Source organism: Stenotrophomonas chelatiphaga (assembly GCF_001431535.1).
In the GTDB taxonomy this organism is placed as follows: Bacteria; Pseudomonadota; Gammaproteobacteria; order Xanthomonadales; family Xanthomonadaceae; genus Stenotrophomonas; species Stenotrophomonas chelatiphaga.
This window is the reverse complement of sequence record NZ_LDJK01000054.1, coordinates 1-17,701: the sequence shown is the minus strand read 5'-3', so window position 1 is coordinate 17,701 and position 17,701 is coordinate 1. Positions and strand designations below refer to the sequence as shown.

The window sequence follows — 17,701 nt, the reverse complement described above, 5'->3', positions numbered from 1 at the left end:
GGGTTCTGACCGCATAATCCCGGGCCTCATTGTCTGCCCCCGACCGATGACCGCCATCGCTGCCAACGACGACTTCCTGGGCCATCCCAAGGGCGTGTACGTCTGCTTCTTCACCGAGATGTGGGAGCGCTTCTCCTTCTACGGCATGAAGGCGCTGCTGCTGCTGTACCTCACCAAGTACCACCTGTTCGGCGACAAGGCCGGGCTGGACCTGCTCGGCGCCTACGGCGGGCTGGTGTACTGCATCCCGGTGTTTGGCGGCATGCTGGCCGACCGCTGGCTGGGCATGCGCCGGGCGGTGCTGTTCGGCGGCGTGCTGCTGGTGCTCGGCCACCTGGGCATGGCCTTCGAAGGGCACGCGGCCTATCTGGAAAACGGCCAGGTGGTGCGCGATACCGGTGCGCTGACCATCACCTACCTGTCGCTGGCGCTGATCATCATGGGGGTGGGCTTCCTGAAGCCGAACATCTCCACCATCGTCGGCAAGCTGTACGCCGAAGACGATCCGCGCCGCGATTCGGGCTTCTCGCTGTTCTACGCCGGCATCAACCTGGGCGCCCTGTTCGCTTCGCTGGTGTGCGGCTTCCTGGGTGAAGCGTACGGCTGGAAGTACGGCTTCGGCGCGGCCGGCATCGGCATGCTGGTCGGCCTCGGCATGTTCCTGTGGGGGCAGAAATACCTGCACGGCCACGCCGAACCGCGCGATCCCGCTTCGCTGCGCGAACGCGTGCTGGGGCTGCCGCGCGAGTGGCTGATCTACGCCGGTGCGGTGCTGGCGGTGCTGCCGGTGGCGTGGCTGATGTGGGCCGCCGGCAACGGCGCCTTCGCCTTGGGCGGTGAGATCAGCCTGGCGCTGATGCTGATGCTGGTGGTGCTCGGTGGCGTGCTGCTGTGGTTCGCCTGGTTCACCGGCACCCGCTGCACGCCGGTGCAGCGCCAGCAGATGATCGCGCTGATGGCGCTGATCCTGATAGCGCTGGTGTTCTTCACCCTGTACGAGCAGAGCTATGGGTCGTGGGTCACCTTCACCGATCGCCTGTTGACCAAGGACATCGTGCCTGCGCTGGTGATCCGCGACGGCACGCCGCTGCCGTGGTCGATCGTGTCGCTGCTGCTGGCGCCGCTGGGCTTCGTGGTCAGCGCGCGGCTGTCCGACCGTTCGCCCGGTTCGCCGTGGCCGCGCCGCATGTTCATCGCCATCGTGCTGGTGATGCTGGTGCTGCTGGTCCGCGATTGCCTCGTCATCCCGCAGACCGCCGGCTCGCTCACCTACCTCGGCGGGTTGTTCCTGGTGGTGCTGGCGCCGTTGTTCGCGTTGTTGTGGGCCTGGCTGGATCGCCGCCGTGCCGAACCGGGCAAGGCGATGAAATCGTCCATCGGCCTGGTGCTGGGCGCGCTGTCCTTCGTGCCACTGGCGCTGGCTGCGCAGCAGGTCGGCGCGACCGGGCAGATGGCCAGTGTCTGGTGGCTGGTGCTGGCCTATTTCCTGCTCGCCAGCGGTGAAATGTGCCTGTCCCCGGTGGGCCTGTCGGCGGTGACCCAGCTCGCGGTGCCGCGGGTGGTCAGCCTGATGATGGGCACCTGGTTCCTGGCCACTGCGTTCTCCGAAACGCTGGCCGCGTTGTTCGGCAAGCTGGCCGCCATCGAAGTACCCGAAGGCGAAACGCTGGACATCGTCAGCGCCTCGGCCAGCTACGCCCACCTGTTCTGGCTGCTGATGTGGATCGGCCTGGGCTGCGCCGTGCTCGCCTTCGCCACCGCCCCGCTGCTGCGGCGCATGATGCACGGGGTGAAGTAGGAAAAAGGGGGACGGAGGGAATTAATCTCGATTAATTCCCTCCGTCCCCTTTTTCACGGCGCCGCCGGCTTCGGCGCGGCGGCCTTGTCGCCCCCCAGGTTCTGCGACAGGAACGCCAGCAGCTTGCCGTAGTACTCGCGGCGGTTGGCATCGACGTAGAAGCCATGCCCTTCGCGCGGGTAGTACAGGCTCTCCACCGGCACGCCGGCCTTCTTCAGTGCCGCTTCCATGCGTTCGGTGTGCTGCACCGGCGCGCGCTGGTCTTCGCGACCGGCTGCCAGGAACACCGGCACCTTGATCTGCGCGGCCAGGTTGACCGGCGAGACGTCGCGCACCTTGTCGGCCGGGCCGATCCACTCGCGCAGGTAGGTTTCCCCGGACATCCACTGCTGGATGTCGCCGCGGCTGTGCATCATCGGCAGGTCGTAGACGCCCACGTAGCCGGCGGCGCATCGGTACAGGTCTGGTTCCTTCGCCGCGCCCATCAGCGCCGCATAGGCGCCGTAGCTGGCACCGTACACGCAGATTTTCGTCTTGTTGGCGACGCCTTCGCTGATCGCCCAGCGGGTGGCATCGGTCAGGTCGTCCTGCATCGCCATGCCCCACTGCTGGGCACCGGCCTGTTCGAAGGCACGGCCGTAGTTGCCGGAGCCGCGGAAGTTCATCTGCAGCACGGCGTAGCCGGCACTGGCCAGCATCTGCGCCTGGGTGTCGTAGGTGCCATCTTCGAAGATGCCGAACGGCCCACCGTGGGGCAGCACCACCATCGGCAGGTTCTTCGCCTCACGCCCGTGCGGGGTGGTCAGGAAGCCATGCAGCGGCAGGCCGTCACGCGCCTTGACGGTGATCGCGCGCACCGGCGCGGTCTGTGCCGGGTCGATCCAGGTGCTGCGGCTGACCACGTGCTGGGCCGCCTTCGCTTTCTGGTCATAGATGAAGAAATCACCCGGATTGCGGCCGGAGAACGTCTCCACCAGCACCTTGTTGCTGTCGCGCGTACTGGAGGTAATGAAAACGGCGTCCCCACCGAATGCCGATTCCAGGCTGCGGTACAGCTTGGCGTCGGCCGAGGTCTCGTCGAAGAAACGGGTACGCGGCGTATCGCCGAGGAACAGCGCGCCCACCGGCACCGCCGTGCCGGGGCGATGGATCAGCCGCGCCGGGTCGACCATCGGATCGCGCAGCACGTCCTTGCGCTCGCCGCTGGCCGGATTCCAGCTGACGATCTTGTTGGGTCCCGAAGGCTGTTCCACGTTGAGGTAGGCCAGCGCGCCGTCGGCGGAAAAACCGATCGCACGCTCGATCCGCTTGGACACCGCCTCGTCGTTGACCAGCTTCCAGTTCTCGTTGTTGCGATCGCGGTAGAACAGCTTGTTGACGTTGTCCGAACCGGCGCCCAGCGCGAAACGCGCGTTGCCTTCCGCATCGGTGGTGAAGGAGGCGCGCTGCACCGGCGAGCGGGTCACCGGGATGCGGCGCCCACTGGTCACGTCCATCCGCTCCAGCCGCGTATACGGGTCGCCGTTGAACGAGGACACCGCGATCAGCACGTGCTTGTCATCGCTGGGCAGGTCATCGCTCAGGAACGCGGCGACGGCTTCGGCCTTCTTGCCGGAAATGCGCGTGCCGGTGTTGCCGCCGGTCACCCGGTAGCCGACCAGCAGCTCGCCGCTGGTGGTGTTGGCGCGCAGCGAGTACAGCTCGCCGGTCGGCTGTGGCTCGTCGAGCGAACCGAATTTCTGTCCCAGTTCGATCAGCACGCGGTCATCGCTGACCCAGTCGAAACGCCGCGCGTGGTTGTTTTCCGGCGGCACGAAGCGACCCACGATCTGGCCGTTGGCCACGCGCAGGATCGCGACGGCGGTCGACTTCTCCAGCGGAATGGTCGCTGCGTAGTACTCGCCATTCGGCGACAGCTTGAGATCGGTGAAGCTGTCGCGCTTGAGGAACGTATCCAGGTCCACGTCGGCGGCCGTTGCCATCAGCGGCAGGGCCATCGCGGCCATCATCGCCGCCAGTATCGTCTTGCGCATCCTTATCCCGCCCCTTGCGGACACCATGTCCGCGACCGGGCGATTGTAAACAGGACGTGAACGGATTGGGAATCAGGAAAACCTGAAACAAAAAGGGCGGCACCGTTTCCGATGCCGCCCTGCACACCACACCTTGGAGAGAGTGGAATCAGTGCACGCCACGGACCGCCAGGGTCAGGGCGAGGATGCTCAGGATCACCGCGATGGTGCCGTCCAGCACCCGCCAAGTGCCGGGCTTGTTGAACAGCGGCGCCAGCAGGCGCGCGCCCAGGCCTTGTGCGGTCAGCCACATGCAGCTGGCGGTGACCACGCCGGCCGCGTAGGCCATGCGGTCGTTGCCGAAGTTTTCGGCGATCGAGCCGATCACCATCATGTCCAGCCAGAAGTGCGGGTTGATCAGCGAAAAGCCGACCGCGGCCATCAGCACCGCGCGGCGGCTGCCGTCATCGCTTTCGGCTTCGCCCATGCCGCCGCCGCCGGCGATCGCACGCCGTGCCGACTTCAGGGCATACCAGGCGAGGAACGCCACGCCGGTCCACAGCACCGCGCTGGTCAGCCACGGCGCGGCCTGGATGAGGGTACGCAGGCCGGCCACGCTGGCGAAGATGAACACCGCATCGATCGCCGCGCAGGTCGCCACGACCGGCACGATGTGCTTGCGCAGGATGCCCTGGCGCAGGATGAAGGCGCTCTGCGCGCCGACCACGGCGAACAGGCCGATGCCGGTGGCGGCACCACTGAACCAGGCCGCAAGGCCGGTGCTGGCGGAAATGATCGAGAACATGGGAGACAACCTTGTCGTGCAGGGGGGCGGTGCCTCGCGAAGGCGGACAGCACCGGGTACGGGGCGTATTGTCGCGTTGCACCAATCCCAAGAAAAGCTAAACTTACTTAAGCCTCTTTAGCAGAACTTAATCGCCATGCGCGTCGACCATGCCCAGCTCCGCGCCCTCGCCGCGGTCATCCGCGAAGGCAGCTTCGACCGCGCCGCGCAGGCGCTCAACGTCACCGCGTCGGCCGTGTCGCAGCGGGTCAAGGCGCTGGAAGGGCGGGTCGGCCGGCTGCTGGTCAAGCGCGGCGCACCGGCCACCGCCACCGCCGAAGGCCAGGTGCTGGTACAGCTGGCCGAGCAGACCGCGCTGCTGGAACACGATGCGCTGCACCGCATGGGCCTGGCCGACGAAGACCTGCCGCAGGCCAGCATCCCGGTGGCGGTCAACCATGACAGCCTGGAGACCTGGTTCCCGCAGGCCGCCCAGCAGTTCGCCCAGGTCACCGGCACCACCCTGGACCTGCGCGTTGAAGACCAGGACCACACCGTGGAACTGCTGCGCCAGGGTACCGTGCTGGGCGCGGTGACGACGCTGGATGAGCCGGTGCAGGGCTGCCAGATCCACGCGCTGGGCAGCATCCGCTACGCGGCCACTTGCACCCCGGAATTCCGCGACCGCCACTTCGGCAAGGGGGTCAGTGCGCAGGCGCTGGCCCAGGCCCCGGTGCTGGTGTTCAACCGCAAGGACGACATGCAGGCCCGTTTTGCCCGCCGCATGGCCGGGGTGGAGGTCCCCAACACCGCCCCCACCTGGTGGATTCCGTCCACCCGCGCCTTCGTGCAGGCCAATCTGGGCGGGCTGGGCTGGACCATGAACCCGTTGCCGCTGGTCAAGCGCCACCTGGATGCTGGGCGGCTGGTCTACGTGCGCCAGCGCGCCTGGGAGGACGTGCCGCTGTACTGGCAGCACTGGAAGGGCGATGTGCAGACCATGGCCCTGCTGACCCGCGCCGTGCTGGGCGCTTCGACCGCGCTGATCCGCCGCAAGCGCTGAGGCTTTGCCGGGTCGGGCCGGTCGCGCGCGACGTCCCGCAGGATGCTGCGTCGCACCAAATCCGTACCGGAAAGGGGTAAAATCAGACACTGGTTGCCGTGGGCGGCTCTATCCTGACGCGTTTTTCACGCGCCGTACCTGTCCGGCACGCATCCTGATTCCCTCCCCAAACGAATCGTTCCCATGAAGAAATTTGGCAAGGCTTTAGTCGCCCTGCTCGTGCTGCTGTTGGTGGCGTCGGTACTGTTCCTGTACTGGCCGCTCACCACGCGCTCGGTGCCGGCGGCAAGCAACGAAAAACCCGTTGATGTGGTCCTGGTGGGCGCTGGCATCATGAGCGTCACCCTGGCGACGTACCTGCAGGAACTGCAGCCGGACTGGAACATCCAGATCTACGAACGCCGCGATGGCGTGGCCGAAGAAAGCTCGGATGGCTGGAACAACGCCGGCACCGGCCACTCCGCGTTCGCCGAACTGAACTACACCCCCGAGCTTCCCGATGGCAGCATCGAAACCAAGCGCGCGGTCGGCATCGCCGAGCAGTTCGAGATCTCGCGCCAGTTCTGGTCGCACCAGGTGCGCGAAGGCCGCCTGAGCCAGCCGAGCGACTTCATCAACCCCACCCCGCACATGAGCTTCGTGTGGGGCGATGAGAACATCAACTTCCTGCGCAAGCGCCAGCAGGCGCTGGTCAAGAACCCGCTGTTCTACGGCATGCAGTACTCCGAAGATCCCGCGCAGATCAAGGCGTGGGCACCGCTGCTGATGGAAGGCCGCGACCCGGCCCAGAAGGTCGCCGCGACCTGGATGCCGCTCGGCACCGACGTGAACTTCGGCGTCATCACCCGCCAGCTGACCGATGGCCTCAAGCGCAGCCCGAACTTCGGCCTGCACCTGGGCCATGAAGTGAGCGCGCTGCGCCAGAACGACGACAAGACCTGGAACGTGACCGTCAAGGACCTCAAGTCCGGCAACGAGAGCACCACCCACGCGCGCTTCGTCTTCATCGGTGCCGGTGGTGCCGCACTGAAGCTGCTGCAGCTGTCGGGCATCCCGGAATCGAAGAACTACGGCGGCTTCCCGGTCGGCGGCCAGTTCCTCGCCTTCAAGGGCGCCGACGTCGCCTCGCGCCACAGCGTGAAGGCCTACGGCATGGCCGAAACCGGTTCGCCGCCGATGTCGGTGCCGCACCTGGATTCGCGCAAGCTGGATGGCAAGCCGGTGGTGCTGTTCGGACCGTTCGCGTTGTACAGCACCAAGTTCCTCAAGCACGGTTCGTGGTTCGACCTGTATTCGTCGGTGACCCACAACAACGTGGCGCCGATGTTGAACGTGGGCGCGGACAACCTGGACCTGGTGAAGTACCTGATGAGCCAGGCCCAGTTGAACGACGACGACCGCCAGGCGGAACTGGTCAAGTACTACCCCAACGCCAAGCGCGAAGACTGGACGCTGGTCACCGCCGGCCAGCGCGTGCAGATCATCAAGAATGATCCGCAGAAGGGGCCGCTGCTGCAGTTCGGTACCGAGATCGTGACCGACAAGGACCACACCCTGGCCGCCCTGCTGGGTGCGTCCCCGGGTGCCTCGACCTCCCCGCCGATCATGCTTGACCTGATGGCCAAGGCCTTCCCGGAAGAGATGAAGGCCGGCTGGGAAGCACGCCTGCGCGAGATCGTGCCGTCCTACGGCCGCAAGCTCAACGAGAGCCCGGCGCTGACCAACGAGATCCGCACGCTGACCAGCCAGACGCTGAAGCTGCCGTTCCTGGACGTGCCGGCCGACGTGGCCCAGCCGGCCGCCATTCCGGCGACCGTGGCGCGCCCGGCCGAAGCGCCGCTGCCGCCGCAGGAAAAGCGCAACAAGAACGAGGAACTGCAGGCACTGTAAGCCTGCCCCGCGCTTCCGGCACAACACCAACGGCCACCTTCGGGTGGCCGTTTCTGTATCTGGCCGCCAGGGTCAACAGATGCGAATTGTAAAGTTTTCGATAATCATTTACATTTGCGCACCCTGATCCATCCGCTGGCGGCATCCCCGCCGGCCTTGCCCTGCCCGCCTTCCAGGCCCTTCCAGCGAATCCCTCATGACCGCCATTGCTTCGTTCCACCACGCCCCGTTGGCCGTTGCCCTGCTGGCCGCGCTCTCCACCGCGCCCGCCCTGGCCGATACCCTCGCCGATGCCAGCGCTGCCGCCGACGCCAAGACCCTCGACGAGGTCAACGTGCGCGGCAGCCGCGCCGTCCCGTCCAGCACCACGCGCCTGCCGATCACCCTGCAGGAGACGCCGCAGTCCAGCACCGTGATCGGCCTGGAGCGCCTGCAGGACGAATCGCTGTTCAGCATCAACGACGTGATGCGCAACGTCACCGGCGTCAACGTCTCCTTCTACGATACGCAGCGCCCGCTGTACTACGCGCGCGGCTTTGCCATCACCGATTTCCAGGTGGACGGCCTGCCGACCTACAGCGGTTCGACCAACCAGGAATACGACACCGCTTTCTATGACCGCATCGAAGTGATCCGCGGTGCCAACGGCCTGCTCAGCGGTGCCGGCGTGCCGTCGGCCACGGTCAACCTGCTGCGCAAGCGGCCGGGCAAGGACTTCGATGCCTCCTTCGCGGTCAGTGCCGGCAGCTGGGACTTCCGCCGCATGCAGGCCGACGTCAACGCACCGCTGACCGCCGATGGCCGCTTCCGCAGCCGCGTGGTCGCTGCCTGGCAGGACAAGGACTACTACTACGACCGCTACAGCGAGGACAAGATGTCCGGCATGGCGGTACTGGAAGGTGACCTGACCGACTCCACCACCGTCACCGTCGGCTTCCAGACCCAGGACAACAACCCCACCGCCACCACCTGGGGCACGGTGCCGTTCTTCAACAGCGACGGCAGCTTCGCGCACCTGCCGCGCAGCACCAACCTGGCCCCGGACTGGGCCAAGTGGCAGCGCCAGACCAGCACCGCGTTCGCCAACCTGGAACAGCGCTTCGGCGAGAACTGGCTGCTGAAGGTCAACACCGCCTACACCCGCGGCAACGTGCAGAACGTGCGCGTGTACGGCAGCGGTTATCCGGATGCGACCACCGGCGCGGGCATCTACCTGCTGGGTGCGGCCGGCGAGACCGATGACACCCGCAAGGGCGTGGACGTCTACCTGTCGGGCACCTTCGGCCTGTTCGGCCGCGAGCACGACGTGGTGTTCGGCGGCAGCTTCTCCGACCTGCAGTCCACCGCCTGGACGATGACGCCCACCGGCAGCTGGCGCTACGACATCCCGGACATCCACGCCTGGAATGGCGATGCGCCGGAACTGGTGGTCAACCGCACCGGCGCCCACCGCGATGCGCGCACCACCCAGCGCGGCGTGTATGCCTCCACCCGCCTGCGCCTGGCCGAGCCGCTTTCGCTGATCGCCGGCGCGCGCCTGAGTTCGTGGGAAACCCGCACCCGCGCCTACAACACCGCCAACACCTATACCGCCACCAGCGGCGCCTACAAGGTGGACGACGAGGTCACCCCGTACGTGGGCCTTGTGTATGACATCACCCCGAACGTTTCCGGGTATGCCAGCTACACCGAGATCTTCAACCCGCAGAACTTCAAGGACCGCAACGAAAACCTGCTGGCGCCGGTGGAAGGGTCCAATGTCGAGGCAGGCATCAAGTCGCAGTGGCTGGACGGCCGCTTCACTGCCAATGCGGCGGTGTTCGAAGCGAAGCAGGACAACTACGCCGTGCGCGATGCCAGCGTGCCGGACGGTTCGCTGAGCGACGGCACTTCGGCCTATATCGGCATCAACGGCACCAAGGCGCGCGGTTGGGAAATGGACCTCAATGGCGAGATCCTGCCGGGCTGGACGGTCAATGCCGGCTTCACCCACGTCAAGGTGACCCGCGCGGCCACCGACCTGCTGTACGCGAACCTGCCCGAAGACTTCCTGCAGCTGAACACCAGCGTGCGCCTGCGCGGTGCCTGGGAGCGGCTGACCCTGGGCGGTGGCGTGCAGTGGCAGAGCAAGGTGCAGGGCTTCAACGTGCCCTACCCGCCCGGTGGCACGGTGACGGTCAACCAGCCGGCGTATTCGCTGGTGCAGTTCAACGCCAGCTACCGCATCAGCGACAGCTGGACGGCCACGCTGAGCGTGCGCAACGCGCTGGACAAGACCTACTGGGCCAACCTGGACTACAACAACTACGGCGAACCGCGCTTCGTCGCCTTCAGCCTGCGCTGGAAGTACTGAGGGCAAGGCACGACCTTCTGCCCCGGTAGTGACGACCGTTGGTCGTCACGCGCTTCACCGCTGCGCTCGCCGAGCATGGCTCGGCGCTACCGACCGCCGACCCTGCCCCGGTAGTGACCACCGCTGGTCGTCAGCGCCCTGGCGCTGCGCCCGCCGGGCGCGCCTGTCATCATGTCCGGACACTTGAGACACTACGCTACGGGCAGCCCCGCTGGGCGCGCCCCGCACCACCACGGACAGAAGAAGAACAACAACATGATGCACAACGTAATTTTCGATACCGACCCGGGCGTCGACGACGCCCTGGCGCTGCTGTACCTGCACAAGCACCCGCAGGTGAACCTGCTGGCCGTCACCACCGTGTTCGGCAATGCCGCCGTCGAATCGACCACCCACAACGCGCTGTTCCTGAAGCAGGCCTGGGGCCTGGACGCACCCGTGGCGCGCGGCGCCGCCGGCCCGCTGCAGCCCGATGCACAGCCCGAAGCCTGGCCGGTGCACATCCACGGTGACAACGGCCTGGGCAACCACCCGGTGCCGGCACAGCTGGACGTGGCCGCCGATCCGCGCAGCGCACACCAGCTGATCATCGACCTGGTCCGTGCGCAGCCGGGCCAGGTCACCCTGGTCGCGGTGGGCCGCATGACCAACCTGGCACTGGCCCTGCGCGAAGCACCGGATATCGCCTCGCTGGTACGTGGGGTAGTGATCATGGGCGGCGCGTTCCATGTCAACGGCAACATCACACCGGCCGCCGAGGCCAACATCTGGGGCGACGCCGAAGCCGCCGACATCGTGTTCACCGCCAGCTGGCCGGTGATCGCCATCGGCCTGGATGTCACCACCCAGGTGGAGATGGATCGCCACGGCCTGGATGCACTGGCCCACGCTGGCGGCGCCGATGCGGACCTGGTGCGTGCGCTGTCGCAGGACTACGTGGACTTCTACCTGCAGGCCGGCCACAAGGGCATGGTGGTGCACGACTGCTGTGCCTGCATCGCGCTGACCCGTCCGGAACTGTTCGAGTTCGAGCATGCCAGCGTGCGCGTGGCCACCGATGGCGTGGCACGCGGGATGACCATCCCCAAGCCGGCCGGCATGGCCTTCGGCCCCAGCGTATGGGACGGCCAGGCGATGCAGTCGATCGCGATCGGCGTGGATGCCAGCGCCGTGCTGGCCGACATCGAAAAGACCCTGTCGCTGTAACGGCAGCGACGCTGTAACCGCAGGGACGGCCGCCGGCCGTCCTCTGCTGGTGGGTGACGACCGTTGGTCGTCACGGCCGGCCGCTTCGCTCGCCGAGCATGGCTCGGCGCTACCGGAGCGACGCCTGTCGCTGTCATGGTAGGGACGGCCGCTGGCCGTCCTCTGCTGGTGGGTGACGACCGTTGGTCGTCACGGCGGGCCGCTGCGCTACCGGAGCGGGCGGGTTTCCGGCAGGCGCCACAACACCGGCAGCACCAGCACCGCGACGATGGCGATCATCGCCCCGGGCGCGGCATTCCACCCGCTGCGCTCGACCCACCATTGGGCCAACCACGGCGTGGCACCGCCGAATATCGCCGTGGCCATGGTCACCCCCAGCGCCAGCCCGCTCAGCCGGCCCTCGCCGGGGAACTGTTCGGCCGTGGCCGAAGCCGCTACCGCACTGATGCCGCCAGCCACGCAAGCCAGCACTACCGCAGCACCGATAACGCCCATCGTCGATGCCTGCGCCATCCACCCGAACATCGACAGCGGCAGCAGCGCTGACAGCAGGGTCAGCCCCAGCAACAGGGGGCGCCGACCAAACCGGTCCGACAGCAGCCCGAACAGCGGCGTGGCCAGGATCACCGCCACCGCGGCGATGGTCGACAGCCACAACGCTTCGCCCTCCCCGCGGCCATTGGCGTGCAGGAAGGCCGGCACGTAGGTGATGCCTACGTAATAGGTGATCGAACCGAGTGCGGAGATCGCGAAGGTGCGTGCCACCGCGCCGGGATGGCTGCGCAGGATCTGCCGTATGGGCGCACTGGGCACGCTGCCCTCGCGCTGCTGGCGCTCGAATTCGGGCGATTCGTGCATGCCCGAACGTGCCAGCAGGATGAGCAGCGCCAGTCCGGCGCCGACGAAGAACGGGATACGCCAGCCCCATGTATCCAGCGCAGGGGCCGGCAGCAGCGCCACGGTCAGCGCGGACAGCGCCACCGCCAGCAGCGCGCCCACTTCACTGGCTGCCGAGGCCAGCGAGGTCACCAGTCCGCGTCGTCGTGGCGGCGCGCTTTCCAGCAGGTAGGCCACCACCCCGGTGTATTCGCCGCCGACCGAAAACGCCATCACGCAGCGCAATGCCAGCAGCAGCACTCCGGCACTGGCACCGATCTGCGCATAGGTGGGCAACAAGGCCGTGGCCAGCATCGCCGCCGCCATCAGCGCCATCGAGGCCAGCAGCATCCAGCGCCGCCCCAGGCGGTCGCCGAGATGGCCGAAACACAGCGCGCCCAAGGGACGCATCAGGTAGGACACCGCGAACCCGGCGAGGGTGGCCAGCAGGGCGGTCTCGCCGCCGCCGAAAAACACCCGTGACAGCACGGTGGCGAAGTACAGGTAGAGGGTGAAGTCGTACCACTCCACTACGGTGGAAAGCGCCGCGACCCACATTGAACGGCGATGCACGGCGGGGCTCAAAGGCCGACAACCAGCAATTGCATGGACCACGCTCCTGAGGAACTGGGCAGACGTTAGCTGACGCGAAGTGAAGAGCAGGACACCGTTGCTGCCGGCCGCCCGCGCGGCCGTGCCGGCTTCACACCGCCCGCCCGTATCCGCTGGCTGATTACGACAACCCGCGCATGCAGATGGGCAGAATCCGTGCGCGGTGGCGGACGGCGTTTGCGGCGGCCGACGTCAGGCAGGACACCTGGATTGGCAAGCGTTTTGATGCTCGTTGGTTCGATCTCGATTTTCAATGGACATCGTCCGGGATCCGGCGGCAGCTCACATTTCCCAGCGCCGAAGCGCTCTTAGACTTGCCCGCCGTTAAACCGTACCGCTATCGATTCCGAGCCTGCGCGGCCGGCACGCAAAGGACACTCATGGTCTCCGACATCCCGTTCCGCGCTGCAGGCCAATGGCCACCCATGTCGATCCAGCAGCATCCCCACGTCGCCATCCGGACATTGAGCTGCGGTCCGGCCGCTGCACCGGAACATGCGCTCGTGCACGAGGCCGTTGCCTTCTGGGCAGTCCGTCAACCCGACACCGTGGCAGCACAGCATGGCGCAGAGTCGATCACCTATGCCGCCCTCGTACATGACGCGGACCGGCTCGCCTCGCGCCTGGAAGCGGCAGGCATACGATCCGGCGATGCCGTGGGGTTGTTCGTTACCCGCTCCATCCCGATGCTGGTGGCGATCATCGCTGTCCTGAAGCTCGGCGCCGCCTATGTGCCGCAGGATATCCGCCTCGTGCCGCCAGCTCTGTTGTCCCAGGTGTTCCAGGACGCTGGCTGCGCCACGCTGCTGTGCCTGCGCGAACACCGCACGCTCGCGCGCAGCGTGGCGGACGCCAACATCCTCACCATCGAGGACAGCATGCATCGTGGCGATGGCGTGGACTGGATACCGCGGTGCGTCCCGCCGGACTCCACGGCTTTCATTCTTTACACATCGGGTACCACCGGACTGCCCAATGGCGTGAAGGTGACCCACCGCAACCTGTGCAACATCCTGCTGACCGCACCCGGCAACCTCGGCATCCGCCCCGGCATGCGGGTCAGCCAACTGCTCAACATCGCCTTCGACATGTCCGCCTGGGAGATCCTCGGCACGCTCTGCCAGGGCGGTACGCTGGTGATCCGGGAGGATGACATGCAGGCCGCGGCCGCCACCGCGGACGTCATCATCGCCACCCCGTCGATTCTCGCCCAGCTCGATCGCGACCAGTGCAGGCGTGCGCGGACGGTCGCGGTTGCCGGCGAACCCTGCGCGGAAAGCCTCGCCGCGCATTGGGGCGAGCGCTGCACCTTCTTCAATGGCTGCGGCCCGACCGAGACCACCATCGTCAACACGATGCACCGCTACCAGCGCGGCAGCGGTCACCTCAACATCGGCACGCCCACGCCGAACAACACCGTTTACGTGCTCGATGCACAGTGCCAGCCCTGCGCCGTGGGCGAAACAGGCGAAATGTGGGCGGGCGGGCTATGCGTCACCGCCGGTTACGCAGGCAACCCCGCGCTGACAGCGGAGCGTTATCACGATGACCCGTTCCTGGGAGCGGGCTGGAAGATGTTCCGGACGCGCGACCTGGGCCGCTGGACCTCCGGCGGTGAACTGGAGCACCTGGGACGCACCGACGACCAGGTGAAGGTACGTGGGTTCCGTGTGGAACTCGACGCGGTGTCGCGCGTGCTCGAACAAGCCGCCGGCGTCGAACAGGCAGTGACCCTGAAACTCGATTCCCGCACCTTGGCCAGCGTACTGACACCGGTGGGCGCCGACGTACGGCAGGCACGCGCACACGCCCAGAGGCAGCTGCCCTACTATGCGGTGCCCGCCCATCTGCTGACGCTGGAAAGCCTGCCGCTGACCCCGCGCGGCAAGGTGGACAAGCGCGATCTCCTGCAGCGACTGAAGCGCATCGGATGAGCCTTCATCCCTTGCCTCCGGCGGGTGCGGAACATCGCTCCCGCAGTCACTACCACGCGCTCTTCGGGCTGGTCATGCTGGTCAACCTCGGTGTGATTGCCTGCCAGCTGTACCGCCACGGCTGGGCGGAACTCATGGCTTCACCAAACGCCCTGGCCGGGCTGGCGATGGCCAACATCGGCATGGCCATCCTGATGCGGCAGAGCCTGGTCATCACCGCGCTGTTCTGGTTGGCCACCCGGGCCCCGGTGACCTGGCCTTTGGGCATCCGTCGGCACCTGGCCAAGGTCTACCATTACGGCGGCATCCACGCCGGCGGCGCATGTGCGGGAACTGCGTGGCTGGCATTGCTGGTCGGCAGCCTGCTGTCCGCACCTGGCGATCAGCACCCGCCGGCCCTGCGCTGGACTGCATCGGCACTGCTGGGATACCTGCTTGGCATGCTGCTTTCCGCCCTTCCCGCAGTGCGCGCGCGGCACCATGATGCCTTCGAGAAGGTGCACCGCTATGTTGGCTGGACGACCCTGCTGCTGACATGGGGCCTGGCCGTGCAACTGGGCCCATCGGCGGGTCAAGACGATGCTCGTGGCGGCGTGCCGGAATCTGCCCTGCTGGTGTTTCTCGGCATGATCACGGCCAGCATCCTGCTGCCCTGGCTGCGCCTGCGGCGGATCGCGCTGGATGTCCAACGGCCATCGCCGCACGCAGTGATCCTCACCCTTGCAGGCACCCGCGCGCCCTTCCCGGGCTCGGCTATGGCCATCAGCCGCTCACCGTTGGGCCAGTGGCATTCGTTCGCGAACATTCCGGCGGCGGGACAGACCGATTTCCGCATCATCATCTCGCGTGCAGGGGACTGGACAGGTCAGTTCATCGATGACCCACCGCGCCACGTCTGGATGAAAGGCTTTCCCACGGCAGGCGTTGCCTACATCGAAGTGCTGTTCCGCTCCGTTCTTTACGTTGCGACCGGCAGCGGTATTGGACCGGTACTGCCGCACCTGCTTGCCGGCAGGGTGCGCATGCGCCTGATCTGGTCGGTGCGCTCACCTCGTGCAACCTATGGCGATGCACTGGTTGATGAAATCCTTGCTGCGCAGCCGGATGCGCTGATCTGGGATACACAGCGCGACGGCAAGCCCGACCTGCTGCAGTTGTCGTGGGACACGGCGCATGACATGAAGGCCGAAGCCGTGATCTGCATCGCCAACCGTGCACTGACCGATGCAGTAGTCAACGGCTGCGAAGCACGTGGACTGCCCGCATACGGTGCAATCTGGGATTCCTGACGCCTGCATGCGGGCCGGGTTAACCTGCCGCACGGCCCTGTGCAGGAGCAACCATGTGACACCGTTCAACGCCGGCCACTCGATGGTCTTCTCTCCCGGCCGCCTCACACTGGGGTTGATGACGCCTGCAGGCGTTGCTGCCGGCCAGCAGCCCGACACCCCCCGGGCGACCGCGCTGGCACGCCTGGCCGAAGCACAGGGTTTTGCCGCGCTGTGGGCGCGCGATGTCCCGTTGATGGTGCCGCAGCGCTCACCTGCGGACACTGCCGCGCCGCAGGCCAGCGCCGTTGATGATCCCTTTGTCTGGCTCACCCTGCTCGCCGCCGCCACCTCGCGCATCGCCATCGGACTGGCCGCGGCGGTGCTGCCACTGCGCCACCCGCTGCACATCGCCAAGGCCGCCCTGAGCCTGGAGCGCGTCTCGAACGGGCGCTTCGTGCTGGGGCTGGGATCGGGCGACCGGCCTGAAGAGTTCGCCGCCTTCGGGGCCGTGCTTGAGCAGCGCGCGCAGGTGTTCCGCGAACGCTGGCCGTTGCTGCGCGCGGCGCTGTCGCCGGATGCGCAGGAGCGTGCGCTGATGCTGCGGCAGGTCGGCTATCCGGTACTGCCCGCGCCTGCCGCACGGATCCCGATGCTGGTCGTGGGTTCGGCCCGGCAGTCGCTGCAGTGGATCGCCGAACATGCCGACGGCTGGGCCACCTACCATCGCGAAGAAGCCACGCAGGAAGGCCGGATCGGGCTGTGGCAGCACGCCCTGCGGCAGAAGCTCGGCAGTGCACGCAAGCCCTTCGTGCAGTCCGCGCAGCTGCAGTTGCTGGAAGATCCTGCAGCGCCGGCCACGCCGCTGGAACTGGGCCTGCGTGGCGGCAGCGCTGCCGTTCGGGACTACCTGCAGCGCATGCATGCTCTCGGCGTGGACCACGTGATGTTCAACCTCAGTGGCGGACGGCCCGCCGAAGAGGTCATCGAACAGATCGGCGCGGAGATCATTCCCGCGCTATCGGCGCCGCCTTCAGGGTGATCAGGGTGATCTCCGAAGGCACGCCGATGCGCGCGGCAAAGCCCGGCCACAGGCCCGCGCCGTTGCTCACGTACAGGGTCATGTCGCCCACCTGGTAGCGGCCGGATACATAACCGCCGTTGGCCCGCTTCACCAGCTGGTCCATGCCGACGATGTGGCCGCCGTGGGTGTGGCCGGACAACTGCAGCTTCACCCCACGCGCCGCATTGGCCTGTGCTTCGCGCGGGCGATGGTCGAGCAGGATCACCGGCGCATGCGGATCGGCCCCCTGCAGCGCGGCGGCCAGGTCCGGCTGCGGCAGGTCATAGCGCGCCGCCACCGGATCGGTGACCCCGGCGATGGTCAACGCCGCATCGCCACGACGCACTTCGGTATGGGTGTTTTCCAGCACCTGCATGCCCAGGCCGCGGAAGGCCTGCATCCATTGCGTGTACTGGGCGTAATACTCGTGGTTGCCGGTGATGGCGATCACCCCGTCCGGTGCCTGCAGGCCACCCAGCGGCTGGAAATCATCGGCACGGGCAGTGACCGTGCCATCGATCAGGTCACCGGTGATCACCACCACGTCCGGCTTCAGCCCGTTGCTTTCGGCCACGACCTTGCGCACCCAGTCGCCGGTCAGCAGGCGGCTGGCATGGATATCGGTCAGCTGCAGCATGCGGTAGCCATCGAACGCGGGCGGCAGGCCGGCGATCTCCACGTCGATGCCGCGCGGCTTGGGTACGGCCATGCCCTGGCTGACCCCGAAGATGCCCAGCGCCAGCGCAGTGATTCCAGCCGTGGGCCGCAGCCAGCGCGCGCGCAACGCCGCGGTTGCGCTGGCCGAACGCAGCAGGCGTGCAAGCAGCAGGGCGGCATCCAGC

General features: G+C 67.0%; 12 protein-coding genes. 8 read left to right on the top strand and 4 right to left on the bottom strand.

The genetic code is table 11. The features are described from left to right. The first annotated feature begins 46 nt into the window (after nucleotides 1–46). Nucleotides 47–1,798, top strand: a complete 1,752-nt coding sequence (locus ABB28_RS11935; protein WP_057508843.1) for a peptide MFS transporter — start codon at nucleotides 47–49, stop codon at nucleotides 1,796–1,798. Between the two features lie 53 nt (nucleotides 1,799–1,851). Here ABB28_RS11935 and ABB28_RS11930 read toward each other — a convergent pair whose 3' ends face one another. Both ABB28_RS11930 and ABB28_RS11925 read right to left on the bottom strand, forming a co-directional pair. Then, complete coding sequence (locus ABB28_RS11930; protein ID WP_057508842.1) at nucleotides 1,852–3,831, bottom strand: alpha/beta hydrolase family protein; 1,980 nt, start codon at nucleotides 3,829–3,831, stop codon at nucleotides 1,852–1,854. Nucleotides 3,832–3,979: 148 nt separating this feature from the next. Then, nucleotides 3,980–4,615: a LysE/ArgO family amino acid transporter gene (locus ABB28_RS11925; protein WP_057508841.1), complete on the bottom strand. Its 636-nt coding sequence runs from the start codon at nucleotides 4,613–4,615 to the stop codon at nucleotides 3,980–3,982. A gap of 136 nt (nucleotides 4,616–4,751) precedes the next feature. Here ABB28_RS11925 and ABB28_RS11920 point away from each other — a divergent pair, with 136 nt between their 5' ends. From ABB28_RS11920 to ABB28_RS11905, 4 genes are all read left to right on the top strand, one after another. After that, complete coding sequence (locus ABB28_RS11920; protein ID WP_057508840.1) at nucleotides 4,752–5,657, top strand: LysR family transcriptional regulator ArgP; 906 nt, start codon at nucleotides 4,752–4,754, stop codon at nucleotides 5,655–5,657. A gap of 183 nt (nucleotides 5,658–5,840) precedes the next feature. Continuing rightward, the gene (gene mqo / locus ABB28_RS11915; RefSeq protein ID WP_057508839.1) at nucleotides 5,841–7,547 is read left to right on the top strand and encodes a malate dehydrogenase (quinone); all 1,707 of its coding nucleotides are present in this window, start codon (nucleotides 5,841–5,843) and stop codon (nucleotides 7,545–7,547) included. A 196-nt stretch (nucleotides 7,548–7,743) separates the two neighbouring features. Beyond that, entirely contained in the window at nucleotides 7,744–9,900 is a 2,157-nt protein-coding gene (locus tag ABB28_RS11910) for a TonB-dependent siderophore receptor (protein WP_057508838.1), read from the top strand. Between the two features lie 258 nt (nucleotides 9,901–10,158). Then, nucleotides 10,159–11,106, top strand: coding sequence for a nucleoside hydrolase (locus ABB28_RS11905; RefSeq protein WP_057508872.1), 948 nt, complete (start codon nucleotides 10,159–10,161; stop codon nucleotides 11,104–11,106). Between the two features lie 207 nt (nucleotides 11,107–11,313). Here the strand turns inward: ABB28_RS11905 and ABB28_RS11900 are convergent, their stop codons facing one another. Then, entirely contained in the window at nucleotides 11,314–12,540 is a 1,227-nt protein-coding gene (locus tag ABB28_RS11900) for an MFS transporter (protein ID WP_057508837.1), read from the bottom strand. Between the two features lie 191 nt (nucleotides 12,541–12,731). Between ABB28_RS11900 and ABB28_RS11895 the strand changes: the two genes are divergently transcribed. From ABB28_RS11895 to ABB28_RS11885, 3 genes are all read left to right on the top strand, one after another. After that, a complete protein-coding gene (locus ABB28_RS11895; RefSeq protein ID WP_211260392.1) occupies nucleotides 12,732–14,528 on the top strand; it encodes an amino acid adenylation domain-containing protein in 1,797 nt (598 codons plus the stop codon). 134 nt (nucleotides 14,529–14,662) lie between these two features. Then, the gene (locus tag ABB28_RS11890; protein WP_211260391.1) at nucleotides 14,663–15,817 is read left to right on the top strand and encodes a hypothetical protein; all 1,155 of its coding nucleotides are present in this window, start codon (nucleotides 14,663–14,665) and stop codon (nucleotides 15,815–15,817) included. Between the two features lie 55 nt (nucleotides 15,818–15,872). Then, nucleotides 15,873–16,838, top strand: coding sequence for a TIGR03571 family LLM class oxidoreductase (locus tag ABB28_RS11885; protein WP_057508834.1), 966 nt, complete (start codon nucleotides 15,873–15,875; stop codon nucleotides 16,836–16,838). Here ABB28_RS11885 and ABB28_RS11880 read toward each other — a convergent pair. Beyond that, nucleotides 16,804–17,701: metallophosphoesterase (locus tag ABB28_RS11880; protein WP_057508833.1), on the bottom strand; the 898-nt coding region annotated here is incomplete at its 5' end. The genes ABB28_RS11885 and ABB28_RS11880 overlap by 35 nt on opposite strands.